A 26,757-nucleotide genomic window follows, 5' to 3' on the forward strand; every position below is an offset into this window, starting at 1 on the left:
CAGTTAAACTCTATTTTATAAATATAAATTTATTAAAATTATATTTTTTCACTTTTTAATATTAAGCGGTATCTCAATTTTATGAAAGCTAAAGTTATTATTGGAATGTCGGGAGGAGTTGATTCCTCAGTTGCAGCATGGTTATTGCAAGAAACAGGCTATCAAGTCGAGGGCTTGTTTATGAAAAATTGGGAGCAGGATGACAAAGATGGATTTTGTCCTGCAGCACAAGATCTTGCTGATGCTCAAGCAGTATGTAATCAATTGCGAATCCCTCTACACACTACCAATTTTTCTAAAGAATATTGGCAAAATGTATTTACCTATTTTTTGAGTGAATATGAAAAAGGAAGAACTCCAAACCCTGATGTACTCTGTAATAAAGAAATAAAATTCAAAGCTTTTTTAGACCATGCGTTAACCCTTGGTGCAGATTATATTGCTACTGGTCATTATGCAAAAAATGTAATCGATGGAGATACCGGTTTTTTATTTAAAGCAAAAGATAGAGATAAAGATCAAACTTACTTTCTACACGCAGTAGATCCTAAAGCTTTGGGAAAAACCTTATTTCCCATTGGAGATTACACAAAAACTGAAATCAGGGAATTTGCCCAAAAATTAGGATTAGTCACCCACGCCAAGAAAGATTCGACGGGTATTTGTTTTATTGGTGAAAAACGCTTTAAGTCTTTCTTACAAGAGTTCATTTTGGCTCGACCAGGAGAAATCAAAAATACCGAAGGAAAGGTATTAGGGAAACATGACGGATTAATGTTTTATACTATAGGACAAAGACAAGGGCTAGGTATTGGTGGCCTACAAAACACGTCGGACGACCCATGGTATGTTGTCGATAAAGATATAAGCACTAATACTTTGTATGTGGCTCAAGGCAGCCAACATCCGATGCTTTATGCACATGGTCTTGTATGCGGCCCAATTCATTGGTTAGCCGATTGTAAGGATAGGTTACCACTTACTTGTTATGCAAAAACAAGATATAGACAAGCAGAACAAGGCTGCATGATTTCTCCTGAGGATGGAAATCAACATTATGTAATGTTTTCAAATCCGCAACGCGCAGTTACCCCAGGACAATATATTGTTTTTTATGATAAAAACCAGTGCCTGGGTGGCGCTACTATTGAACACATTATTAGATAGTCTTAAATTCAGAATTGCATTTAGGACAGTTAGATTATAATTATATGAATACAACGGGAGTTAAAATGGCTGCTATAGATATATCCCCTACCACCAGTGATATCCGATTTTCTGTTAGTGCAGCAGATAAGGTGGCTGAGCTGATTAAAGAAGAAAATAATTTCAACTTGAATCTTCGTATTTCTATTACAGGCGGTGGCTGCTCAGGATTTCAATATGGGTTTAGTTTCGATGAAGAGATTAATGAAGATGATACCGTAATAGTTCAACAATGCTCAGATGGAGTATCCTCTGTTAAACTTCTCATTGACTCAATGAGTTATCAATATTTGCATGATGCTGAAATTGACTATACTCAAGGGATTCAAGGCGAACAATTTGTTATCCGCAATCCGAATGCTAAAACTACTTGCGGGTGTGGTTCCTCATTTAGCATTGATGATGAAGAATAAAAGAAAACTTGCCTAAGGCGTGTTAACATCTTTAGAAAACAGAAAATTAAATTCTGTTTTCTAAAACAAGATTCCGATCAATAAGGATAAACAATTACCTTGGTTCCTATTTTAATAAAATTATGACTTAGCCACTTAGCATCACTGGGGATCAAACGTATACATCCGTGACTGGCGTTGTAATGAGGTACCTCATAGGAGCCATGTATGGCATAATTCTTAGAAAAATACATGCAATAAGGCATAGGAGCCCCACCCTTACCTACGGGATATCGACTGGAAACACATCCTGGGCCACCTTTACTCCAAACAGAGAAAACACCAGAAGGAGTTTTACAGCTTCTATGTATATCTGGACAGTATTTCCTGCCTCCCGAAGCTCTTCCAGTGCGAACTACCTTTCCTTGTGAGTTAATAGCTTTCCACGAAAGCGTATTTGGATTGAAAACAAAAGTATTCGCGTAAGCTGGAGACAAACAAAACAAATACAATAGCGGAAGGAATAAGATATAAGCTAGCGACGATAAAATAGGATTTTGTTTTTCCATAATTATTCCCTAATTATTATTCATCTTCACTTTATATTTTAGATTAATTTTTAATCATTACAATATTTTTTTGTACAATCAATCAATAATTGTTCTACTATAATAATTGAGTACCCTTTAAAAGGATTGAATCATGAGTAGACTGATACCTGCAGTAACAGCAATTTTTATGAGTTGCACTTTATTACCCTACGCGGCACAAGCTGATAGTCCTAGCACTGCCAGCACTACAAGCACTGACACTACAGGCACAAGTTCATCAAGTACTTCTCCAAGTATTACAAAAGATGAATGGTTCAAATCAATTACTCCTTTACTTCCTGATCTTATTTGCAAAGGATTTGAAAATGATGCTCAGTTGAAAAAACGACTTGATGATATCAAAATGACTCACGAACAATGCCTGAGTGCAATTCCTGAAAGTGTCAGTAAATGTCAACAAGAACTCTATGCAAAGATTCCCGATAAACTCACAGATGAGACAGCAGCTAACTGGGGAAAAGCGCTTGGAGAATGCATTGGCAAAGATTTTGCGATTAAATACTTGATTCCAAAAAGTTAACAAAATGATAAATCAAAAGAACAAAGTATGAAAAGTATCTGGGAATATCTCCATTACGTCAAAGTGAGCTCGGGATATGAATAATTATTATTTCCTGAGCCCATTATTCACAATGCATAGCATTGTTGATTTACATAAACTATTAATTCATCAAATTGACTTACTGTTTACCTTTAACCGCTTACTAATTCTGAAATCAGGAAAGACATTCAGATTTGGTAACACATACACCGAAGAAATGATATCTGCTTACAGTATGTTATATCTATTACCTAAGATCCTAATTTTAATTAAAAAATTTGAAAATATTCCAATTAAATTTATACATTATTTGTAAAAATTATATGACATATTAAAACAATTAATTGGTATTATATGTCTCATTTTGATTAAATTTTAACAATCAAGTAACGGCATCTTATTGAGCTATGAAAATGAAAAATTTTAATCAAAACAAATTAGATATAAATGATTATCCCGATAAAATTGAAGAGTTCCATAACTCGATCACTATTGATGCCGTTAATGACGATGCTACGACGCTATTTCACTTTCTATTGGGTCATAATATAGTCCAATTTAAAGAGAGCATCGAAGATAAGCAGATGGCTTATCAAAAATTTATTTCATTAAATGAATATAACTCTGCTCTTGTCACTCTGATAGATAAATATAACTCGAAGATAAAGAATGCACGTTCTGATATTGCGCGTTATAAACAAACAATTAATGAACTACCTAATCTCAAATTAAAAGAATTAAATAACCAAAGCCCGCAACGTCACTATTTAGATCTAGTTACTTATCAAGAATTGATACTAATGCTGGAGCAAAAAATTCAAAATTTACATGATTTAATAGATCATTGCTCTGAAGAGTTAAAAATGAACAAAAATCAAATAGATGATTTTTTACTTGGCGTTCAAATGAATGATCAAATACCCGTTGTTCACTTGAGAGAGCATCATTGTTTAACTAATACGAGCAATTACTGTACTCTCAAACTGTTAGACCTACTTAACAATAACAATATAAAAATACTTACTCAAAATGATGAGACAAATCAAATTTCCAATAATAAAAAAATTAAGAGTCATTCGGAACAACAAAAAATATCCAATCCTCAACCAGAGATATCTAGTTCACAACCAGAGATACCTAGTTCACAACCCGAGATACCTAATCCACAAGAAAAGATATCCAGTCAGCATCAACAAAAATATGAACATAAAGTGCCTAGTAATAAGGCTAATAAAGAACTACCGTCACATCATCAACAACAAAAAATTATTGGGTTATTTGCAGCGGCAGGTTTGTTGCTTGGAGCTGGTATTGGAGCGGGTCTATGTGCTACTGGAGTACTTGCTCCTTTTGGTGTTGGCATATTGGGTATAGTCGCTTTTGCTGCCACAACAGGGGCAGGCTTGGCATTAATGAGCGGAGCTTTCGGATTCGCTACGACAAAATTTACTTCACAATCCGAGGTAATTAATGATACGGTACTCCCACATGAAAGTTACAGAGGAATATCTCACTCTTTAAACACAAGTTCAAAAATCGTTAAACGCCCAGAACAAACAACCGATCAAAAATATTGCGAAGTAAAGACAGAAGAAGACCGCTCTTTAAATCCAAGTTCATCAACAAACTTATTAGAAGTAAATTTAGAAGAAAAAACGCAGCAAGCTCAAGTAGATGAACACGTACATTGTATTATTTAATAATTTTAAATCAGAGAGTGCAACAGAAAACAGCGCAGGAATTCCTGGTGCATTCTTCGCAAATTGTATTCTGGGAATAGAATAAAAATATCAGTTCTCTTCCCAGTAATTCACTCCAGATTTTTTATGCAAAAAATCAATAAATAATTGATGTGATTCTAGCTCTTCGGCGCTTGCTGGCAAAACCACAGAATTTTCCAAGTGAAGTGCAACAGTTTCTTGGCTTTTAGAATTAACATGAAGGGAGGTTTCTTCTACTTCTGCAAATAAGCTAGTTTGCCCACCCGTCATTGCTAAATAGACAAATGCCAGAATCTCGGCATCTAGTAAAGCCCCATGTAACTCTCGATTAAAATGGTCAATTCCATACCGCTTACATAAGGCATCCAAGCTATTACGTTGTCCTGGATATTTTTCTCTTGCTAAAACCAAGGTATCGGTAATTTTACAATAAACCTCAAGCTTCTTATTCCAGTTAATAAGTTGTAATTCTGAATTTAAAAAACCTACATCAAAAGGTGCATTGTGAATAATTAATTCTGCACCACTAATAAACCGCCAAAATTTCTCAGCTACATCTGCAAATAAAGGTTTATCCTGTAAGAATTCATTACTAATTCCGTGAACACGGAATGCTCCTTCATCAACAAGACGCTGTGGATTGAGATAAACATGAAAATGATTTCCGGTTAATTTTCTATCAATTAATTCCACACAACCAATTTCTATGACACGATGTCCGTGCTCATGCCCAATACCTGTAGTTTCTGTATCTAAAACAACTTGTCGCATGCGTTACTCTCTTAATTCTTCAATTGCTTGGTTAGCCAAAGCATCAACGAGCTCATTTTCCAAATGACCTGAATGGCCTTTAACCCAGTGCCAATTTATTTGGTGGCGAGAAGCCAATTCATCAAGCATCATCCAAAGATCGGCATTTTTTACAGGCTCTTTTTTAGAGTTTCGCCATCCTTTCATTTTCCAATTGGGTAACCAGTCGAGCATTCCTTGTCTTAGATATTGGGAATCAGTATATAGATCTACAATACAAGAACGTTTTAGAGCCTCCAAACCTTTAATTGCGGCCATAAGCTCCATTCGATTATTTGTAGTATGTGCTTCTCCACCGTGTAAAGTCTTTTCCTGTCCTTTGCAACGGAGTAACACACCCCATCCTCCAGGTCCCGGGTTCCCTTTACATGCCCCATCAGTATAAATTTCAACAATCACATCGGATCCTACTTAATATCCCACAGGTGAAAATAAGGAGTGGTGAACTCTCCTGCCAGAATTTTTTCTTTAACGAGATCAATATCGGGCGCAAAGAAACGATCACTATCATAGGGTTGTACGTAGGATCGTAGACGTTGGTGCACTTCTTCCAATAGTTGCGATGATTTTAGCGGTTTATGAAATTCTACTCCCTGGCTTGCTGCTAATAATTCGATTGCCAAAATAGTTGCAGTATTATCATTCATGGCATGTAATCTTCTTGCTGCACTTGTTGCCATGGAAACATGGTCTTCTTGATTTGCTGAGGTAGGTAAACTATCCACAGAATGCGGATGAGCGAGGGCTTTGTTTTCGCTCGCACACGCAGCAGCAGTCACATGGGCAATCATAAAGCCTGAATTTAAACCACTTTCTTTAATTAGAAAAGCCGGTAAATTACTAAAATTTTTATCAATAAGTAATGCAATTCGGCGTTCTGCATTAGAGCCAATTTCAGCTATTGCTAAAGCAAGATTATCAGCTGCCATAGCAACAATTTCACCATGAAAATTACCTCCCGAAATAATTTGTTCTTGCTCACTAAAAACGAGTGGATTATCCGAAATAGCATTCACTTCCACCTGCAAGGTTTCCTTTACAAATTGAATTTGATGAAGTACCGCTCCCATAATCTGAGGTTGGCATCGTAACGAATAGGGATCTTGTACACGAGCACAATCAAGATGTGACTCTCTGATCTGACTTCCTGCCAATAACTCTCTATAACATGCGGCCACACTTCGCTGAGCTTCATGGCCTCGAACTTTTTGGATTCGATCATCAAAAGGAACATCACTACCATTTGCTGCATCGACGGATAAGGCGCCTGTAATCAATGCTGTTTCAAACAGATTTTCTGTAGCAAACAAAGCGGTTAAGGCAATTGCTGTTGAAACTTGCAATCCATTTAGAAGGGCCAGCCCCTCTTTAGCCTCTAATTCAATTGGTTTTAGACCAGCGACTTTTAAACCTTCTAGAGCACTTATTTTTTTTCCTTGATAATGCACATCCCCTACACCAAGTAAAGGTAATGACATATGAGCTAAAGGCGCTAAATCACCCGAGGCACCAACAGAACCTTTAGAAGGAATACAAGGGTAAATCCTATGATTGTATAAAGAAATTAGAGTTTCAATAAGTTCCAAACGAACCCCGGAATAACCTTGTGCCAAGTTATTTATTTTAAGCAATAATATCAAAGCAACGATTTCATCGGAGAGTAGTTCACCCGTACCACAAGCATGAGAGAGCACAATGTTTTTTTGTAATTGTTTTAAATTATCTGAAGATATGGTTTGATTCGCTAAGGATCCAAATCCTGTATTGATGCCATATACTGTTTTTTTATCAAGAATTACTTTTTTAACAGTTTGATGTGATGCATTAATTTGCGTCAATGCATCTTCTGCCAGGCTACACTTTAGCTGTTGATTTAAAACGTGCTTAATTGACTGTAAAGTCAATGCCCCAGGTTGAAGAATAAAATATTCAGCCATTCAATTAACTCCTTGCTATTTTAAAACATATAGCCTGGGTGCAGCGAAGCGAAACCCGGGAAATCGTGCTATAAACATTGGGGTTCGTTTCGCTGCCCCCTGAGTCACCTACCTGTCCACTAGAATCCATGCTCACAAATCTAACATTTTCACTTGGAGCTGGGAACAATCTTGGACTCAGACAATATTTCTACACTTCCATAGGTAGCCAAAGTGAATTTTCTTCAGCGCATTTTTTTGCAATCTCATAACCTGCATCGGCATGACGCATTACCCCAGTAGCAGGATCATTACGCAGAACTCGCGATATTCTCAGCGCGGCTTTTTCTGTTCCGTCAGCCACAATAACAACTCCAGCATGTTGTGAAAATCCCATACCAACCCCCCCGCCATGGTGAATGCTGACCCAAGTTGCACCGCTGGCACAATTGAGTAACGCATTGAGTAAGGGCCAATCAGAAACTGCATCGCTACCATCCATCATGCTTTCTGTTTCGCGATTTGGGCTTGCCACAGAGCCTGAATCCAAATGATCACGCCCAATCACAATAGGCGCTTTAAGTTCTCCACTGCGAACCATGGAATTAAATGTTAATGCTAAGCGTGCACGGTCTTTTAAGCCAACCCAACAAATTCGGGCTGGTAACCCTTGAAATGATATTTTCTCTTTTGCCATATCCAACCATTGATGCAGATGAGGATTATTCGGAATAAGTTTTTTTACCATTGCATCAGTAGCATAAATATCCTCAGGATCTCCTGATAAAGCCACCCACCTAAAAGGTCCTATCCCCTCACAAAATAGGGGTCGAATATAAGCCGGAACAAAACCTTCAAATGCGAAGGCATTTTTTTCCCCCGCTTCAAAAGCCATTTGCCTTATGTTATTGCCATAATCGAAAACAGGGATACCTCTTTTTTGAAATTGCAACATTGCATGAACTTGAACTGCCATCGATTTTTTAGCTGCCGCCACAACTTCTTCAGGAGCAGTTTTTCGTAATTCAGCTGCATGTTCTAAAGTCCAACCCGCGGGAAGATAGCCATTTAATGGATCATGGGCACTTGTTTGATCTGTAACTAAAGCGGGGGAAACTCCTCGTTCAACAAGCTTAGGAAAGATTTCTGCGGCATTACCTAAAACAGCGACGGATAATGGAGTTTTGTTCTCACAAGATTCATTTATCCAATACAAAGCTTCATCTAAGTTTTTAGTATAACGATCTAAGTATTTAGTTTTAAGGCGCTTTTCAATTCTTGATAAATCACATTCAACAGCCAAAACACTGGCTCCTGCCATTGTGCCAGCGAGAGTTTGTGCTCCACCCATACCTCCTAAACCACCCGTTAAAATCCAGCGCCCTTTTAAATCCCCTTCATAATGTTTGCGAGCCGCGGCAACAAAAGTTTCATAAGTTCCTTGTACAATTCCTTGAGAACCAATGTAGATCCAACTGCCTGCGGTCATTTGTCCATACATCATCAACCCTTTTTTATCGAGCTCATTAAAGTGTTCCCAAGTAGCCCAATGAGGAACTAAATTAGAGTTGGCAATAAGCACTCGCGGTGCATCTTCATGGGTAGTAAATACACCGACTGGTTTCCCTGATTGGATTAATAAAGTTTGTTGTTCCTCTAAGGATTTAAGAACTTCTACAATCTTGTCAAAGCAATTCCAATTGCGTGCCGCTTTTCCCAAGCCTCCATAAACAATTAAAGAATCAGGATCTTCTGCTACATCTGGATCAAGATTATTGCAGAGCATACGAAGTGCTGCCTCTGTCAACCAGGTTTTAGCTTGTTTTTCAGTCCCACGATTAGCTCTAATTATTCGATTTTGAGTGTGTCCGTTCATACAAATCCTCCCCTGTAGAGAATCAAATAGAAGCATCATACACCAGACAAATTTCAGAGCATAGATATCTATATGTTATAAGGTAATAAATTTCAATTTTAAAAACATAAGAGGACTTTAATCGGGATGGAGGAGACTATGTCTTAATGTGACCCGCTATTTTATTTTAAAATGTCAAATAATTGTATTATCTAAACTACAAGATGTAATATAAAATATCACTTTGTATATAACATAAAAAATGATATGTTATATAATTAAATTATCCAATCAAGTGTATTATTAAAGTGCAAAACGAAAAACATCCAAAATCACTACGCATCTTTTTCGCAACTGAAATGTGGGAGCGTTACGGCTTTTATGTAGTTCAATCACTACTAGCACTTTATTTAGCATTGTATTTTAAATGGCCGGATAAACAAGTTTATGCCTTAGTTGGCTCGTTTACTGCTTTAACCTATCTTTCACCAGTAGTTGGTGGTTGGATAGCCGACAAATTAATTGGTCAAAAAAGAGCGGTTTTACTTGGAGCTGTTGTTTTATTTGTAAGTTATTGCCTACTATCTCTGGTAGATGACCCTTCAGTCCTTACTGCATCACTGGCGGCTATTGCAGTAGGAACTGGTTTGTTAAAACCCAACATTTCCTCCCTTTTAGGTAATGAATATCTTTCGGGTTGCGCACGTCGGGAAAGCGGCTTTACCATCTTTTATATGGGAATAACCACTGGCATTATCTTAGGTACTACTTTACCCAGTATCTTACATGACCATTTTGGCTGGATGGCTTCTTTTACAAGTGCAGCAATTGGAATGATCATTGCTTTTATTGTCTTTTTATATGGGATCAGAAAATATAGAATAAAGGACTACAACCCTTTTGTTTTTCAATATAAAAAAATCATAACAGCAATTGCTCTCATGATATTTCTTTGGTCGTTATCATTTTATATTTTAAATTCGCCCAAATTAGCTAACCTTATATTTGGACTTGTTGTTTTATTTTCTGCAGCGTACATCTTATATTCAGTCAGTAAAGAAAACGCCAATCAATCACGACAAACATTAGTTATTGGATTATTATGCATCATTTCGGTAGTTTTTTGGGCATTCTATTTTCAAATGTTTATGTCGCTGACCCTGTTTATTTCACGAGTTGTGGAACCCACATTTTGCGGCATTTTATTTCCTCCACCCTATTACGTTACCATCCAAAGCTTGGGCATGCTCGTTATTGGCTTTGTCCTGTCACGAAGGAATCTCAAACTTAATTTAATTGAGCGTGGTTTAAGCATTGGGAAAAAATTCTTGCTTGCAATTTTTATTACTACCTTAGCTTATGGCGTCATCGCTCTGGTCAGTAATTTTACCGATAAAAACTCTTTACTCACTCCACTCTTAATTATTCCTGCATATTTAATGTTTTCATTAGCAGAGCTATTATTATCACCTGTGGGTTTAGCTGCAATCACCCTTTTAGCCGATAAAAATAAAGTCAGTACCATGATGGGAATCTTTTTTGTTTCCCTGGGAATTGGAGGATTTTTATCAGGCAAACTCGCAGCATTAACTGCAATTCCTTCTGGGGAAACTAATATTGCTGTATTAAAGACACTTTATGCTGCCGCATTTACACAACAATTAGGCATTCTTTTTCTTGCCTCTTTATGTTGCCTGGTTTTATTTGCAGTCATTAAATTTTTATTAACGCATGTCCATTTGACTGAATAATTGAGATTAAGAAGTTTTTTATATTACTAGTCTAGCGAGTTTATTCTCATAACTCTTTTTATATAGAGAAAATACTGCTATCATTCAGCGCTTTTTTATAATAAATACCTAAAAATATGTCAGAACAAAACCCAATGTTAGACAAATTATTGCATCTCCTTGATGACAATCAAGCCATTGATGTTAAAGTAATCGACGTTCGCAAACAAACAACTATTACCGACTATATGATTATTGCTTCAGGTCGTTCATCGCGCCATGTTAAAGCAATCTCACAGAAGATAATGGAGGAAATGAAATCCTCCGGGATGCCTGCAATGAATTGTACAGGCTTAGAAACTGGCGATTGGGTGTTGATTGACTTTAGTGATGTTATTGTCCATGTTATGCAACCTGAATACAGACAATACTATAATCTTGAGGGTCTTTGGGGCGAGCTGCATTAAAAAATATTATGCTAAAAGTTACCATCATCACTTTAGGCAACAAAATGCCCGCTTGGGTCGTCCAAGGTTGTCAAGAATATGCAAAACGCCTTAATGACGGCATTCAACTTAAAATCATCGAAATTCCTTTAATTCGTCGGACTAAGTCTTCTGATTTAATCAAAATACTCGAAAAGGAATCGGCGCTGATTCAAGATGCATTGCCGCATAATTCACGAATTATCGCTTTAGAAATTGATGGAAAATCATTTAGCAGTGAGGAGTTGGTCGTTAAAATTTCACAATTACAACATACAGATAGCCACCTCTGTTTTTTAATAGGCGGACCAGAGGGTCTTTCCCAAGAAACCCTCAAGCGTTGTGATGAACGATGGTCATTATCAAAACTCACTCTTCCCCATCCATTAGTACGAATTATTTTACTAGAAACATTGTATAGAGCTTGGTCTATTATTAACAATCATCCATATCATAAGTAAGTAAATCTATAGTAAACAGCCCCATTTTAAGTTACCATGCGATTTTTTGTATCCATCTTAATTGACTGTAGGTTATGAGTCGAAATCAATCATTTAAAAATTATCGAATCGAATCTCGGCATCAACTTTTCAGAATTAACTTGCTGGTTGCTTTCCTGATCATTTTATCTTTAATCCTGGTTTTAAGGCTTGCGTTTCTACAAATTTCTGAATTTAAAAAATACCAAACGCTTTCACTAAAAAATCAAATGAGTATTATTCCAATTGCGCCACCAAGAGGAGTTATTCTTGACAGAAATGGAGTATTACTTGCAGAAAATATACCTGTATATGTGTTAGAAATCATTCCTGAGCATGTTAAAAATATGGATCAAACGTTAGCTGAATTACAAAAGCTAATTCCTTCAATTTCTGACGAAGATATCGAAAATTTCAAGCGCACTCGCAAACAAAATCGTTCATTTGTTCCCATACCCATCAAATTAAAGTTAACTCAGGAAGAAGTCGCCATTTTTGCTATTAATCAATATCATTTTCCAGGTGTGAGCATCAAAGCTCGTCTGATGCGTCACTACCCTTTAGGTGAAATAACAGCACATGTTCTTGGTTATGTAGGTAGAATCAATATCCAGGAATTAAAATCAGTAGATCCTACCAATTATCGCGCTACAAACTTTATTGGTAAAGCTGGTATTGAAAAATACTATGAAGACATTCTCCACGGCAAAGTCGGATATCAAATGGTAGAAACAGATGTTAGTGGTCGTACTCTAAGAACTATTGATAAAATCAACCCCCATTCCGGATCAAAACTTTACTTGAGCCTCGATGTCAGACTGCAACAAGCAGCTTATGAGGCATTAAAAGATAAGCGCGGAGCAGCTGTAGCTATAAACACTAAAAATGGTGAGGTTCTAGCTATGGTAAGCTCCCCTAGTTTTGATCCCAATATTTTTGTAGCTGGAGTAAGCTCTAAAGAATATAAAAAACTGTCTAATACCTTACAAAGGCCGCTGTTTAATCGTGCTGTTCGGGGTGTATATCCCCCAGCATCAACAATTAAACCTTTTGTTGGTTTGGCTGGTTTGGAAAAAGGCTTTATAACTACAGCGACAACAATATATGATCCTGGAAAATATAAACTACCTAACTCGAGCCATATCTATAGAGATTGGAAAAAAACCGGACATGGAATGATCAATTTTAAAAGAGCAATTACCGTTTCCTGTGATACCTATTTTTACCAGTTAGGCAATAAAATGGGTATCTCCAATATTGAAGATATGCTTGTCAAATTTGGTTTAGGCCATTTAAGCCAAATCGATCTCCATGAAGAAGCTTCTGGTATCGTTCCAAGTCTTCGTTGGAAAAAACAAACTAAAGGTGTGCCCTGGTATCCTGGTGATACCTTAATTACGTCCATAGGACAAGGATTTATGTTAGCTACACCATTACAGATGGCGAACGCAACAGCATCTTTAAGTCAACATGGCCGTCGATTCAGACCTCATTTATTAACAAAAACCGTAAATAGTGACAGTGGTGAGGTAAAACGATATAAACCCATAGAAGAATACCCTATTTATTTGAAAGATGAAGCAAACTGGGACATAGTTGCGGATGCTATGCATAATGTTTTAATCAGTAATGAAGGTACAGGTTATCGTTTTGGTCGCAATCCACCCTATCCAGTTGCAGGAAAAACCGGAACAGCCCAAGTCTTTAGTGGGAGACAATATGAAAAAACTAAATATGAAGATATCCCTGAAGCGTTACGTGATAACTCTTTATTTATTGCTTTTACTCCAGTTGAAAAACCAGAAATCGCAATTGCTGTGGTTGTAGAAAATGATGTTGCGGCCTCAATGGTTGCTCGCAAGATTCTTGATACTTATTATAAACTTTATCCAATGAAAAAGAAAAATGAACAGACTCAATAGTAAACCCGTTTATCGCTTTACTGCGAAATCATTACACCTGGACTTCCCTTTATTAGGTTTATTACTTGTACTGATTAGTTTTGGTCTTTTGATTTTGTATAGTGCCTCTAACGCAAACACGGGAATGGTCTTACGCCAATCAATGAGACTTATTTTTGCATCGTTCATCATGCTTGTTCTTGGTTTTATTCCACCACATAAATACAAAATATGGACCCCATGGATATATAGTGTAGGATTAACTTTATTGATTGCAGTAATGCTCATGGGTAAAATCGGTAAAGGAGCTCAACGCTGGCTCGAATTAGGTTTATTCCGATTTCAACCGTCGGAAATCATGAAATTAGCCGTACCCATGATGGCTGCCTGGTATTTTGACCGTCAAGCTCGCCCGAGTAGTTTTAAAGCGATTGCTGTCGCAGGACTGATAATCTGTGTCCCCGCATTATTAATTGCCAAACAGCCCGATTTGGGTACTGCAATTATGGTATCAGCTGCGGGATTATGTGTTGTGTTTTTAGCAGGAATTCGCTTTAAAGTAATCCTATTACTTATACTTATGGTAGGTTCTGCTATTCCCGTCATTTGGCATGTGATGCACGATTATCAAAAACAACGAGTTTATACCCTGCTTGATCCGGAACAAGATCCTCTTGGTGCAGGCTACCATATAATTCAATCAAAAATTGCTATTGGTTCAGGTGGGCTTGCAGGAAAAGGCTGGTTAGAGGGAAGCCAATCCCATCTTAATTTTTTACCAGAACATGCCACTGATTTTATTTTTGCTGTGAGTAGTGAAGAGTTTGGCTTTGCTGGTGGATTTGCTATTATTGCTCTTATTGTCATGATTGCTTTGCGTAGTCTCCATATTGCATCTAACGCCCAAACTACATTTACCCGCTTATTAGCAGCAAGTCTTGCAATGTCGTTCTTCATGTCCGGGTTTGTTAATATCGGCATGGTCATGGGAATCATACCTGTTGTCGGTATTCCATTACCGTTAGTGAGTTATGGAGGAACAGCAATGGTTACTTTTTTAGCAAGCTTTGGTATCTTGATGTCTATTAGTTCGCATAAGATTTTATTTAACAGTTTAAATTAAATTAAACTCCCAATTAGCGCAAAACTTTTTCGATGAATTTGACTTGGTCCAAGTCGTTTTAATGCTTCTCGGTGTGCAACTGTCGGATATCCTTTATGTCCAGCAAAACCATATCCCGGATAAATTGCATCAAGTGCTTCCATTTCTGCATCACGAAACACTTTAGCAAGAATAGAGGCAGCACTAATTTCGGGAATCAAATCATCACCTTGAACGATTGCCTTACATGGAATATTTAACTTAGGAATATGTATGCCATCTACTAATACCTGATCAGGCTTAACCGGTAAAGCCTCTACGGCTCGTTGCATCGCCAATAAAGTAGCATGATGAATATTAAGCGCATCGATTTCATCTACTTCCGCTCGACCATAAGCATAGGCTAGAGCTTGTTCTTTAATAAGTAATGAGAGTAATTCACGTTTTTTTGCGCTTAATTTTTTTGAATCCGCAAGCCCCTCTATGGGGCTTTTTAAAATTACAGCAGCAGTTACAACAGCTCCAGCCAAAGGTCCTCGTCCTACTTCATCTACACCAGCTATAAGCATTATTTTATCCATGATTCTTTTTATTAAAGGCTAATAATATCCTTTTAAAATTGATTTATCATCAAAGAAATGCGATCATGCGCACAAATAATTAACAGATAGACAGAATGAGTAAAATTCGTTGTGCAGTAATTGGTGTCGGATATTTAGGTAGATTTCACGCTCAAAAATATCAACTTTTTTCTAATGCAGAATTAGTTGCTGTGTGCGACCTGGATCAAAAAACATTAGAAACGGTATCGAGCGAATTACAAGTTCCTGGTTATACTAATTATCATGATTTATTTGACAAGGTTGATGCGGTAAGTATTTCAGCAACAACTAATAAGCATTATGAAATTGCGAAATCCTTTTTAGAACGAGGAATACACACCCTAATTGAAAAGCCTATTACTGAAACAATATCACAGGCCGCAGAATTAATACAACTTGCAAAAAAGCACCATGCTAAACTGCAAGTTGGGCATTTAGAACGTTTCAATTCAGCACGACTAGCCTTGGATGAGTACCTGGAAAATCCCCTATTTATAGACTCACAACGTTTAGCGCCTTACAACCCGCGTGGCGCTGATGTCAATGTGATACTTGATGTAATGATTCATGATATTGATTTAATTCAAAACATGGTGAATAGCCCTATTATTTCAATTTCTGCTCAAGGAGCTCCTGTACTTACAAACTCAATCGATATTGCTAATGCCCGCATTACTTTTGCCAACCATTGTGTTGCCAATCTTACAGCAAGCCGTATTAGTTTTAAAACAGAACGCACGACACGGATTTTTCAACAAAATACTTATCTTTCAATAGACTATCAGAATAAAAAATTTGCAGTCTTTAAAAAAGGCAATGGTGAATTATTCCCGGGAATTCCTGATATCACCCACGAACAAAAAGAATTTGCCAAAGGAGATGCCTTGTTTGAAGAAATCAAAGCTTTTATCAAATGCATTGAGGAAGATAGTATCCCGCTGGTTACCGGAGAAGACGGTCTGCGGGCACTAGAAACAGCAGAAAAAATTACCTCACTAATCAATGCTAACTTGATAGAACGCCATGCAAGAATCTAAACAGATTGTCATTGTTGCGGGTGAAGAATCAGGGGATGTTCATGCATCAGTTTTGATTCGCCAGTTAAAAAACGCCTACCCCAATATAAAAATTAGTGGAATAGGTGGTCAGCATATGCAAGAAGCAGGTGCAGAATTAATTTCCGATCTCGCACGCTTTGGTGTAACAGGCCTCACAGCAGTCATTAGTCACCTGAAAGTAATTCGTGAGGCATTTATTTCTGTAAAGAAACATTTATCTCAACAAAAACCAGATCTACTCATTCTGGTTGACTACCCTGGATTTAATTTAAGATTAGCAAAATATGCAAAGCGAAAACTGGGCATTAAAATCCTTTACTATATAAGTCCCCAAATTTGGGCATGGAAAGCTAAGCGTATTCATCTTATAAAGCAATGCGTTGACCAAATGGCAGTTATTTTACCATTTGAAAAACCTTTATATGAAAAAGTAAAGGTTCCGGTAAATTTTGTTGGCCATCCCTTGGTAGAAAAAATATCTTTCGCCGCCAGCGATACTAAAATTCAGCGTGAAAGACTTAAGCTGCCCACGGACAGTCGAGTTATTGCACTTCTTCCAGGAAGCCGTAATAATGAGATTGAGCATCATATGCCAATTTTACGCGATACAGCACTGCTTCTTCAAAAACGCCATCCTAACCTATATTTTGTGATTCCTATTGCGAATACAATTAATCCCGAAAAAATTAAACATTATTTTTCCGACACTCATTTACCAATAAGTTTTATAGAGGGACAAGCATTAAATTGCATGGCCGCAGCAGATTTTGTGATTGTGTCCTCAGGGACTGCATCTCTTGAATGTGCCTTATTAGAAAAACCTATGTGTATTATTTATAAATCATCTTTGCTCAATTATGTTTTAGCAATGAAGTTTATCAAAGTAAAATTTTTAGGCTTATGCAATCTTTTAGCAAACAGAATGATTGTTCCTGAGTTCTTGCAATATGATTGCAATGCTTATGAATTGACTCGCTATATTGATCGTTTTTATAACGATCCTGAACAGCCTCATCAAATGCTCACCCAATTAACTAAGGTGAAGCAGTCATTGTCCGCGGAAAAATCTGATCGCTCATTGTTTGATCTTGTGGTGAATGAATTGTACAAAAAAAATGCATAGTTTTATCTTAAAAATATAGAATATCAATTGTCCTTCATGTACAATTAATTTTGCTTTCATTTTGAATGTAAGCAACTGGAATGTATGATTTAATTATTAATAAGGAAGTTAAGATGACTGTCATTGAAACACCTGAAACAACCCAAAGTATCATTAAACAAGACCAAGGTCTACAAGATCTAGTCTATAATTTAGTCTCTCGTTTTCTTGCCGAAAATAAAAATAAAAGCATTGATGATCTATATGACATGATATTATCTGAGGTTGAACCTCCGTTGCTGCAAGCAGTAATGGAAAAACGACGTGGCAATCAACTACAAGCTGCCAAAATGCTTGGCATTAGTCGCGGCACAATTAGGAAGAAACTTCAAAGATATTTTGGAACAAAATATTTTCGCTTAACTGATGAATAGTTTTAATTTGGAATGATTTCCGATTAGAATAAAAAGGCTCGATGAATCGAGCCTTTTTTTTACAGTATGTTTTAAGGATTTATTAGATGAAAAAATTTATGTATCTAGCCCCCCTAATCGGTCTTCTTGCAACATCGTGTGTCACTGACAAACCTGATGTTATTGCTGATGATGCAGGTCAATTGCATTACACCACACCCTACCAAGATGATACACGAGGTCAAAATGTATTCCCTGCAACCTGGAATGTAAAAGGTAAAAAACTTTTTGTTTTTGATCCTAATGCTGATGCATGGGCGGCCTATGATGCTCAAGGTAATCGAGTGATGACCGGCAGTGCTTCTGGAGGAAGAGACAAGTGCCCGGATTCTGACCAATCGTGTCGAACTGTGGTTGGAACTTTCGCTGTGTTTAATAAAAAAGGGGCTGATTGCAAATCAAATGAATATCCTCTTGCCCGTGATGGCCATGTAGCCGGTGGTGCCAAAATGCCTTATTGCATGCATTTTCATGATGGCTATGCAATCCACGCGGCCTATGAGGTTCCTAAATACAATACCAGCCATGGTTGTATTCGTGTCCTCCCAGGTGCCGCAAAATGGCTCAATGAAAACTTTATTGATGTAGGGACAACCGTACTAGTTCTTCCTTATGCATAATCCTTTCTTAGTAATCACTCCTGAAAAAAGTAAGAGATCTTTTTTCAGGATCTTTTTAAATTTAATGTTTAATGGTTGACTCTTTAGTATCCTTCTATAAAATGGGCAAAAAATTTGCATGGAGGAACTCAGTATGTCATTATCAACCCTTGATATTAATAACTTACTGGAACAAATAACAGACAGGTACATAGCTCATTCGGATTATTCCACTTTACGTAATTCATGTGTTCAATTATCACCTATATCTGCTGTAACAGCTGAAATTCAAAAACAACTTAGCGAGTTTCTCGCTATAGATAAACTAAATGCTGCCACTCAATTAACATTAGATGCATGCAAAAAACAAATCCAACAAGATTTAAAAGAAAAAGAAGTAGATCATCAACAAAGCCAAAGAGATTTGGAATTAGTCGCTCAATTGGAAAATGAATTGCTCAAGACCCAAATACAAAAACGATTGATTGGTAATGAGATTCATGAAATTGAAGCAGATATATTTCAACATGAGTCATACATCAAAGAGATCTCAAGACAAATTGCACTAGCCTCTCAACCAGAATCAACCCAACATACGCATACCCATCCGGAATCAACCCAACATACGCATACTCATCCGGAATCAACTCAACATACACATACCCATCCGGAGTCAACCCAAAATACGCATACCCATCCGGAATCAAACCAACATACGCATACGCACTCAACAGCCCATCATCTTAATGCAAATCACAACCAAACAGACACTGTACATCACCATGTACACGAGAGCGAATCTTTAGAGTTTCAGAAAAATACTCTTTCTCAGCAATTGAAACAACTGGAAGGAACATTAAGAAACAAACGTATTCTTGCTCAGGAACAACAAAAACGCATAGAAGAAATAACAAGCAGATTAACTTTAGAACTACCTGAAAAACAAAGACAAAGAAATGATCGTGCCAAAGCACGCACAACACGAGAACAAGCTCGTATATACGATGAAGCTACCGAAAACCAATTGTCCCCCCCAAATTTTCGTTCTTTGCAACAATCTATTGTTGATTCCCATGAAAAACTTCAAAAAATGGAGCATCAATTAGTACAAAAAGCCACAGAAATGAGCTATCAAACATTTTTAACCCGTCTTCCTCCACTATTACAATCACTAACCTTAAACTATCAGGAAAAAGAAGCGTTAAAACAAATTATTAGTAATATGGAAAATTATCTTTTAACTCAAACTGAAAAATATAAACAAATTTCAATCCGTCATTCAGTTTATCTTGAAAAAGAGACACTTCAACAGGATTTACACCAAAAAGAAAGCAGGGTAGATCAATTAAAAAAAGCAAATCCCCAACTTCATGCTCAAAATAAAACTCTTGAAGTAGAAAATCACCAGCTAGAACATACCATAAAAGAAAGAGGCATTTACAGAGATTATCTATTAAAAGTTGGATTATATAGTCTCCTGGGATCAGGAATCGCTATTGGAGGAGGATTTATAGGTATGTATATGATGCCTATGGCTTTAGTCTCCCTATGCTTTGCCCCGGCGGCAGTAATAAGTTTGATTACTGCTGGTATTTTTCTTGCCACTTTGGCATATACTCTTAAAAACAATAGTGATCACAATGAGCTGGAAAATAACAAAAAAATAATTAAGCAAAATATAACTGCCATTTCGAAACAATCTGGAGAAATCATCACTCTTGAACAAGAAATACTTCCTTCACTAAAAGAAAAAATCAGTGAAGCAGAAAAGAATTACAATGTACTTCATAGGAAAATTAATAATTTGCAGCAACAAGAAGAGTCTCTACTTCATCAGGCAAAACAAGTTGTAGTAACCCATGCAATGAATATAACCTTCTTTGACGGTGAAACGATAATTCAATCAACAGTTAAGCCAACAGCACCAGAATTAGAACAAATTCAAAGAAACATCCTTTCTTGTTAGCAAATGGAGGGATGTTCCAACTTCCTGATTTAAAACCGTTCGGCCTGAGAAGGGACAACATGCCCTTCTCGAAGGCTTCCAAACTGCGCATTATTCTCCTCTCAACCTGAAAACCAACCTCACGGAAATTTCTTGGTTCGCAAAGTGAGGTCCCCTCCTAAACGCTACTGTCCGCACAAGTGAAGATCTATAAAGCCATAAATCATGTGAGGCACTTCGCTATGCAGCATAACCTTTAAACCCTATGGTCAATGTTTTTTTATGCTGAGGCTTACTGAGTTTTCGGCAAGCGTGAGTGACTAAAGACAAGTCTGTTATTTAGCCTATAGTCTCAATGATTTTAGGAGGTGATTTAATGATAAATGGTACAAGGTCAAACAAGCCTTTAGACGCTGGTGAGCCACACGCGAACAAAGCGGGAGCAAATTTCTGACAAGTTATGCGAGTAACTCAAGGGATTATTGGGTGATGATACTCCTTGGAAAATCGGCAGTCATTTAGGGATTAGTCCAATCCAAATCAGGAAAAAATTATTCCCTGTCCAGAAAACTGGTTTGCATTTTGTTGAGGTAAAAGGAAAACCTACGAGGCTTGATTCAGAGTTTCTATCGAATAGCGATGTGCTTTGTAGTGTCTCTGTGGCAGCATACAGAAAATCAATGCGGTACCGATGAATAAGGTATCAAAGCAAATGCCAGCTTTTCTGGGGTAATCATGCTTCAAATTACCCCACAACATCGGTTGTTATTGGCAGTGCAACCAACTATGCAAAGAGGTTGGTTCCTGCTAACTCACAGGTATAAATAATACTCGTGAGTACACCTCCTACTATTGCCCCTTATTCGGTTTTATAAAACAACTAGGTGTTACGTCCGCGGATAGGAATTTTCCTTTGGGTTCTTTGGGCGCAAGGCGCTCTTCATGTGATTGGCTAGGCGCAAGTTCTTCTGCGGCAGTGTTATTTTGTTCTACCTTTAGAAATTTGTCTTGTTGTTTAGTAGTCTTGCCATAGAGAAGCCGCTTTAAATTCGATACAATTATTTTATGCTCGATCAGTGCCCTCAGGTAAGTTTGATGAGGGCACCAATGCAACGATCTGATAAACTTCTTCCTGTCATTTTTCAATGACAATGGGTAATTCTTTTGCTGGAGTCATTAGCAACATTGCTCCTCTTAAGAGCAGCAAGATTAGCTAGAAGTCGTAATGAAATCAATAGGTTGTGCTAAAAATAATGAATCAATTTTTTTTGCAAAGTCACGGCTTATCATAGATCAGATAAAAAAATCATTTTGAATATAATTACGATGATTAAGTTTTTTTTGAAACAATTGATTGGTAATTACGTCCAAAAAAATGCAAATGTTTTTATTGGTTTAATTTGATCTCCATGGTCTATACTTCTACAGAAGGTTAATTTTTTTCCTTCTAAAGAAGATTGAGGTGTAAGATGAATCGCGAAAAAGTTATTAAACAAATAATCGAACAGTTCGAAAAAAATATTAAGCATGCTTCGGATGATACATTAAAAGATATTCAAGATGGAAAATTAACAATTAGCTTATCCCCGGCTTTAGAAAAAGAATCTGGTGGATTGAAGTACTCTGGCTCTGGTCGTACTTATATTGGCAGCTCAATATAGATTGTGGATGATTGAGTCTTTTTGATCCCACCATTCCCCGGAAAGTGGAAGAAGGGATCAAAAAAAGCATCGTTAAACGCATTTTCTGAGCCTTTAGCTGATGTCCTTTACACCATAACTTTGTTCTAATACCAAGCAATGGCATCAAGTTTATTTTTTTGGGGTATTTATTTCTCAGCGTCATTACTTTCCCCAGTTAACTGCATTATCTCTTAACTGGAGTGAACAGATCTATTTGACCATATATGGCCCCTGCCGGGCACGGCAAGAAGTAATTTAAATTTTTAACAAATTTAGGTTGAGATGCAGTCATATATTCGGTTTTTAATGAGTTATATAAATTCACACGACCCCTGATAGCATCTGCGCTTTTTCACCTCATTACATCAACGATCTTGGTCTAATACAGGTTTGGTCTAACCTATTTTGCTCTCAATTTAAGAAGATTATACGCTTTCGCAGCTGATGACTCAATTTTCCTAAATTTCAAAATCTAATACAACACTTCGTCTCAAGTAAAAGCAGTGAAGCATGATGAAAATTTTGTTAGGAAGTAGATGCCCAAATCGTAAAGCGGTTCCTTTTAACTTGGACTCATAAAAAAAGATAAACACGGCAAAATTTTGTTATTGGAAAACAGTATTTTGCCGTGTATTGTCCGGACTAGACTTAAACCGTAGATGATGCCAATAGCTTATTAACTCTACTTACAAAATCCGCAGGATTATCTAATTGACCGCCTTCTGCTAAAACGGCCTGCTCAAATAACATGGTGACCCATAACTCAAACAAATTATCATCTTGAATATCATGCAGACGTTTAATTAAAACATGTTCAGGATTAATTTCAAATACAGGTTTTGTCATCGGAACTTGTTGACCCGCTGCCTGTAAAATTCGTTGCATTTCCAAACCCATATCTTGTTCATCAGCAACAATGCATGCAGGGGAATCAGTTAAACGATTAGTAATAACAACATCCTTAACTTTGCTTTCTAAAACAGTCTTAATATGATTGAGGATTGGTTCCAGTGTTTTTTCTTGTTCTTTTATTTGATCTGTAGATTCATCATCAAATTCAACTTTTCCTTTAGAAATCGACTGCAATTTCTTACCAGCATATTCACTTAAATAACCTACCAGCCACTCATCAACTTTGTCACTTAGTAATAATACTTCAATTCCCTTTTTCTTAAAAATTTCTAAATGAGGGCTATTCTTAGCCGCATTATAGCTGGATGCTGTAATATAGTAGATCTTATCCTGCCCTTCTTTCATACGACTTATATAGTCATCCAAAGTCGCTTCTTGCTTCTCTGATTCAGTAGCCGTAGTAGCAAATCGCAGTAATTTAGCAATCGCTTCTTTATTAGCAAAATCTTCAATAGGACCTTCTTTTAATACTAAACCAAATTCATTCCAAAACTTTTGATAAGTTTCTTTATCTTGGTTACTGATTTTCTCCAGCATGGATAAAACACGTTTTGTACATGCAGCACGGATGCTCTCTACTTGTTTGTTATCTTGTAAAATCTCTCGCGATACATTTAATGGCAAATCACTTGCATCAACAATACCTTTCACAAATCGTAAATAACGCGGTAAAAACTGAGTTGCATCATCCATAATAAATACGCGCTTTACATACAGTTTTAAACCATGTTTTGTTTCTTGCTGCCATAAATCAAAAGGAGCATGTGACGGAATATAAAGCAAGGAAATATAATCATGTTTCCCTTCTACATGATTATGCGACCATGTAAGCGGATCTTGATAATCATGAGAGATATGCTTATAAAGCAATTTATAATCTTCATCGGTAATGTCTGATTTTTGCATCGTCCACAGAGCGGTTGCTTTATTTACCGTTTCATATTCATTGGTTTCTTTATCCTCAGTTGATGTTTTTTTCATCACTATAGGCCAGCAAATATGATCAGAATATTTACTTATGATGCTTCTAAGACGCCAACTACTCAAAAACTCATCATTATCATCTCGAATATGCAGGATAACTTCTGTACCTCGGGATGCCTTTTTTTCATAGTCTATAGTAAACTCACCTTCTCCATTCGACTCCCAAACAATTCCTTCTTCAGGTTTTAAACCAGCACGACGGCTTTTAACGGTGACCTTGTCTGCAACAATAAAAGCTGAATAAAAACCAACGCCAAATTGACCAATTAACTGTGAGTCTTTTGCACTTTCACCAGTCAATTGACTCATAAATTCTTTAGTACCCGATTTAGCAATGGTACCTAAATTCTCAACGGCCTCATCCCAACTTAAACCGATCCCATTATCACTGATGGTGATCGTTTTTAATTTTTCATTAAAATCAATACTGATTTTCAAATCCGAATCATTTTCATAAAGTGCACTATTTGATAAAGCTAAAAATCTTAATTTATCTAAAGCATCCGAGGCGTTAGAAATTAACTCACGTAAAAATATCTCCTTATTGCTATAAAGCGAATGCACTACTAAATGCAACATTTGTTTTACTTCTGTTTGAAAGCCCATAGTTTGTTGCTTGCTTGACATTTTTATCTAGTCTCCTGTTTACGCAATTTCTAATGATTTAATGGATATAGGGATCAGTTGCGAAATTTCAAGGGCTGTACGATGAAAAATTAGAAGAATTATCACTCTTAGTATAGCCAATGAATACTAAACCAGCGTTATCAATATTAATAATAAGATAATGCCATAAAACTTCATTATCTTCTTTTTGGTTACAAATAATTCCATACGATCAACCGAGTCGATTACTGTAAACCTTAATGTAATTGATTGGAAATATTATGTTATTTACATATTTAATATAACATATAAATTTAATCAATTTGATTATATTTAATCCATGTCGATAATATTTAAATCACAAGTAGTGAACTTCTATTTATACACTTACGTTTTGATTCGATACAAGTTATTAGTTGGAGAAAATTATGAAATTTTTTGGGCATTCTTTGTTTAAGCACACTAAAAAAACTGATGCAGAGAATAAGCACGAAAATAAACACCAGATACACATTGAAGATAAGGCTGTGAATAAAAAGACTCGACATCCAGATGATTTTCAGCCTACCAATAAAAAAACTGCGGGACAGACAGGAAGCTATCAAGCGCAAGATACAAACCATAATCACTTACACCAAATGAAACGCTCTATTTCTAATGCAAGTGTAAAACGACGTCTTAAAGCGGCTGGCCTTGATCGAGAAAATTTTGGGGAGGTCATTGCAGCACAAATTGGTCGTAAGCTATTAGAAGAGTCTTTAGTTCCAGATGTATTTCCGGTCTATGGTTCAAGTAGAGATGGTGTTTATGTGGCCTCCAAATACTTGGGAGATAAAAAGAATCCAGCCATTACTTTAGATAAATTTGCTAAGAATTTTGGTGTAACCCTTTCAGGTGCTCATGTCCGTGTTATTTCTAAGAAAGAGGCAATATTTAAAAAGGGTGAAATTAGTTTGGATAGCGAACTAAAGAAAGATCTTTGTACCGCAATAGTGTTATCTGCAGTTATAGGTGATCATGATATTAACCCCGGAAACATGATGGTTTTTAAACATGAGGGAAAACAACGTATTGCACGAATAGACTTTGGTCATGCATTCAATGATTTATTAAAATGCTCTCAAGTGAATGGAGGTAGAGTTCGAGACACCAAGTATCCAATTTTAGATTTTTTTAATCGATCAGAAGTTGGAGGCATTCTGGGGGCTCCATCTAAATTATGGCGAGATTATCCTGATTTAATCTTATGCAGCGAAATGGTGTCGGCGTTGCAAGCAATGAGTAAGGATTTTGATACAAAAGTGCAACAAGGAATTGAGACCTCAAAGAAATATTTTCTAGAACTTATAGAAGATATGGGTAATAACAATGATATAAAGGGTTTAGATCATGTTAGAGCATCTCTGGATGCAATTTGTCCGGAAGTAATTACAGAAAACACCAGAGCACTTCAAAAAAGCACAAGCACATCTACTAAAACTCTAGGAGGATCTGCTGAAAGCATAAGAACATCTACTGAAAGTTTAGGAGCATCTGACAATCAATTATATCTTGATCCAATATTCAATAAAATTGCACATTTCGTGAAAGAACAAGGGAAAGATTTAATGAAAATTGCTGCATTGATGGAGCTACAAATTGCAATAGACGATGCATTAAAAAATGGAAATTATTTCAACAAAATATGGGCTATTTATAATAAAAATAATAATCAATTACCTAAAACGTGTGAGAAAATTCATTGGATCAAATCAGGTATCTATAATGAACCAAAATTATGTACTATAGAGAAGTTTATAATTCAAAGATCTAAGGAATTGATAAAAGAAAACCCAGATAAGAAAGATGAAATAAGGAATAACTCAGCCCATATTTGTGCAATGCAGCCGCAGACGCTGAGCAATTCCACATCAAATATTAAAGAACGTCTTAATATTCAAAAAATCGGTGGAGAATGTAGTAGGACAGAATTCGCATCCCAGCGTTAATACATAAAGTATCAAAAAGTTTACTAAAATAGAAAACGGGGATATAAGAGTTGTTAT

The 26,757-nt window shown here is 36.6% G+C and carries 23 protein-coding genes; 16 read left to right on the plus strand and 7 right to left on the minus strand.

What is annotated here, in order from left to right; genetic code table 11:
* Positions 1–81 precede the first annotated feature (81 nt).
* Both mnmA and erpA read left to right on the plus strand, forming a co-directional pair.
* A complete protein-coding gene (mnmA, locus tag EKG34_RS13320; protein WP_003631759.1) occupies positions 82–1,167 on the plus strand; it encodes a tRNA 2-thiouridine(34) synthase MnmA in 1,086 nt (361 codons plus the stop codon).
* Positions 1,168–1,232: 65 nt separating this feature from the next.
* Entirely contained in the window at positions 1,233–1,619 is a 387-nt protein-coding gene (gene erpA, locus EKG34_RS13325) for an iron-sulfur cluster insertion protein ErpA (protein ID WP_003631760.1), read from the plus strand.
* 77 nt (positions 1,620–1,696) lie between these two features.
* On the opposite strand, the gene EKG34_RS13330 is transcribed toward erpA, so the two are convergent.
* Positions 1,697–2,167 carry a L,D-transpeptidase gene (locus EKG34_RS13330; RefSeq protein ID WP_003631761.1) on the minus strand — a complete coding sequence of 157 codons (471 nt, stop codon included), beginning with the start codon at positions 2,165–2,167 and terminating at the stop codon, positions 1,697–1,699.
* 133 nt (positions 2,168–2,300) lie between these two features.
* On the opposite strand from EKG34_RS13330, the gene EKG34_RS13335 reads away from it, so the two are divergent.
* Together EKG34_RS13335 and EKG34_RS13340 are read left to right on the plus strand one after the other, a co-directional pair.
* A complete protein-coding gene (locus tag EKG34_RS13335; RefSeq protein WP_003631762.1) occupies positions 2,301–2,729 on the plus strand; it encodes a hypothetical protein in 429 nt (142 codons plus the stop codon).
* Positions 2,730–3,163: 434 nt separating this feature from the next.
* A complete protein-coding gene (locus tag EKG34_RS13340) occupies positions 3,164–4,450 on the plus strand; it encodes a hypothetical protein (protein ID WP_003631763.1) in 1,287 nt (428 codons plus the stop codon).
* Positions 4,451–4,540: 90 nt separating this feature from the next.
* On the opposite strand, the gene dnaQ is transcribed toward EKG34_RS13340, so the two are convergent.
* The 4 genes from dnaQ to hutU form a co-directional block, all read right to left on the minus strand.
* Entirely contained in the window at positions 4,541–5,242 is a 702-nt protein-coding gene (dnaQ, locus tag EKG34_RS13345) for a DNA polymerase III subunit epsilon (protein ID WP_003631764.1), read from the minus strand.
* Between the two features lie 3 nt (positions 5,243–5,245).
* A complete protein-coding gene (gene rnhA / locus EKG34_RS13350) occupies positions 5,246–5,680 on the minus strand; it encodes a ribonuclease HI (RefSeq protein ID WP_003631765.1) in 435 nt (144 codons plus the stop codon).
* 8 nt (positions 5,681–5,688) lie between these two features.
* Complete coding sequence (gene hutH / locus EKG34_RS13355; RefSeq protein WP_012979066.1) at positions 5,689–7,218, minus strand: histidine ammonia-lyase; 1,530 nt, start codon at positions 7,216–7,218, stop codon at positions 5,689–5,691.
* A 190-nt stretch (positions 7,219–7,408) separates the two neighbouring features.
* Positions 7,409–9,073: a urocanate hydratase gene (gene hutU / locus EKG34_RS13360; RefSeq protein ID WP_003631768.1), complete on the minus strand. Its 1,665-nt coding sequence runs from the start codon at positions 9,071–9,073 to the stop codon at positions 7,409–7,411.
* A 287-nt stretch (positions 9,074–9,360) separates the two neighbouring features.
* Between hutU and EKG34_RS13365 the strand changes: the two genes are divergently transcribed.
* The 5 genes from EKG34_RS13365 (at position 9,361) to rodA (ending at position 14,770) form a co-directional block, all read left to right on the plus strand.
* Complete coding sequence (locus EKG34_RS13365) at positions 9,361–10,803, plus strand: peptide MFS transporter (protein ID WP_003631769.1); 1,443 nt, start codon at positions 9,361–9,363, stop codon at positions 10,801–10,803.
* 116 nt (positions 10,804–10,919) lie between these two features.
* Positions 10,920–11,249, plus strand: coding sequence for a ribosome silencing factor (gene rsfS / locus EKG34_RS13370; protein WP_003631770.1), 330 nt, complete (start codon positions 10,920–10,922; stop codon positions 11,247–11,249).
* Between the two features lie 8 nt (positions 11,250–11,257).
* Positions 11,258–11,728 (plus strand): 23S rRNA (pseudouridine(1915)-N(3))-methyltransferase RlmH, encoded by a 471-nt coding sequence (gene rlmH, locus EKG34_RS13375; protein ID WP_003631771.1) that lies wholly within the window; start codon positions 11,258–11,260, stop codon positions 11,726–11,728.
* A 74-nt stretch (positions 11,729–11,802) separates the two neighbouring features.
* Complete coding sequence (gene mrdA / locus EKG34_RS13380; RefSeq protein ID WP_012979065.1) at positions 11,803–13,668, plus strand: penicillin-binding protein 2; 1,866 nt, start codon at positions 11,803–11,805, stop codon at positions 13,666–13,668.
* Positions 13,652–14,770, plus strand: a complete 1,119-nt coding sequence (gene rodA, locus EKG34_RS13385; protein WP_003631772.1) for a rod shape-determining protein RodA — start codon at positions 13,652–13,654, stop codon at positions 14,768–14,770. The genes mrdA and rodA overlap by 17 nt, the downstream gene beginning before the upstream one ends.
* Here rodA and rnhB read toward each other — a convergent pair.
* Positions 14,767–15,318, minus strand: a complete 552-nt coding sequence (gene rnhB / locus EKG34_RS13390) for a ribonuclease HII (RefSeq protein ID WP_003631773.1) — start codon at positions 15,316–15,318, stop codon at positions 14,767–14,769. The two genes, rodA and rnhB, sit on opposite strands and share 4 nt — an antisense overlap.
* Before the next feature lie 107 nt (positions 15,319–15,425).
* Here rnhB and EKG34_RS13395 point away from each other — a divergent pair, with 107 nt between their 5' ends.
* The 6 genes from EKG34_RS13395 to EKG34_RS13425 all read left to right on the plus strand — a co-directional run bounded on the left by EKG34_RS13395 (position 15,426) and on the right by EKG34_RS13425 (position 22,189).
* On the plus strand, positions 15,426–16,388 hold the full coding sequence (locus EKG34_RS13395; RefSeq protein WP_003631774.1) for a Gfo/Idh/MocA family protein: 963 nt from the start codon (positions 15,426–15,428) through the stop codon (positions 16,386–16,388).
* Positions 16,375–17,532, plus strand: coding sequence for a lipid-A-disaccharide synthase (gene lpxB / locus EKG34_RS13400; protein ID WP_003631775.1), 1,158 nt, complete (start codon positions 16,375–16,377; stop codon positions 17,530–17,532). Before EKG34_RS13395 ends, lpxB begins: the two co-directional genes overlap by 14 nt.
* Before the next feature lie 113 nt (positions 17,533–17,645).
* Positions 17,646–17,945 (plus strand): helix-turn-helix domain-containing protein, encoded by a 300-nt coding sequence (locus EKG34_RS13405; protein WP_003631777.1) that lies wholly within the window; start codon positions 17,646–17,648, stop codon positions 17,943–17,945.
* An 86-nt stretch (positions 17,946–18,031) separates the two neighbouring features.
* Positions 18,032–18,604: a L,D-transpeptidase gene (locus EKG34_RS13410; protein ID WP_003631778.1), complete on the plus strand. Its 573-nt coding sequence runs from the start codon at positions 18,032–18,034 to the stop codon at positions 18,602–18,604.
* Positions 18,605–18,737: 133 nt separating this feature from the next.
* Complete coding sequence (locus EKG34_RS13415) at positions 18,738–20,549, plus strand: hypothetical protein (RefSeq protein ID WP_003631779.1); 1,812 nt, start codon at positions 18,738–18,740, stop codon at positions 20,547–20,549.
* Positions 20,550–21,997: 1,448 nt separating this feature from the next.
* Positions 21,998–22,189 (plus strand): hypothetical protein, encoded by a 192-nt coding sequence (locus EKG34_RS13425; RefSeq protein WP_003631781.1) that lies wholly within the window; start codon positions 21,998–22,000, stop codon positions 22,187–22,189.
* Positions 22,190–22,858: 669 nt separating this feature from the next.
* Here the strand turns inward: EKG34_RS13425 and htpG are convergent.
* A complete protein-coding gene (gene htpG / locus EKG34_RS13430) occupies positions 22,859–24,733 on the minus strand; it encodes a molecular chaperone HtpG (protein WP_003631782.1) in 1,875 nt (624 codons plus the stop codon).
* A 407-nt stretch (positions 24,734–25,140) separates the two neighbouring features.
* Between htpG and EKG34_RS13435 the strand changes: the two genes are divergently transcribed.
* On the plus strand, positions 25,141–26,700 hold the full coding sequence (locus EKG34_RS13435) for a hypothetical protein (protein ID WP_003631783.1): 1,560 nt from the start codon (positions 25,141–25,143) through the stop codon (positions 26,698–26,700).
* Positions 26,701–26,757: the final 57 nt, after the last annotated feature.

Origin of the sequence: Legionella longbeachae, from assembly GCF_004283175.1 — a bacterium.
In the GTDB taxonomy this organism is placed as follows: Bacteria; Pseudomonadota; Gammaproteobacteria; order Legionellales; family Legionellaceae; genus Legionella; species Legionella longbeachae.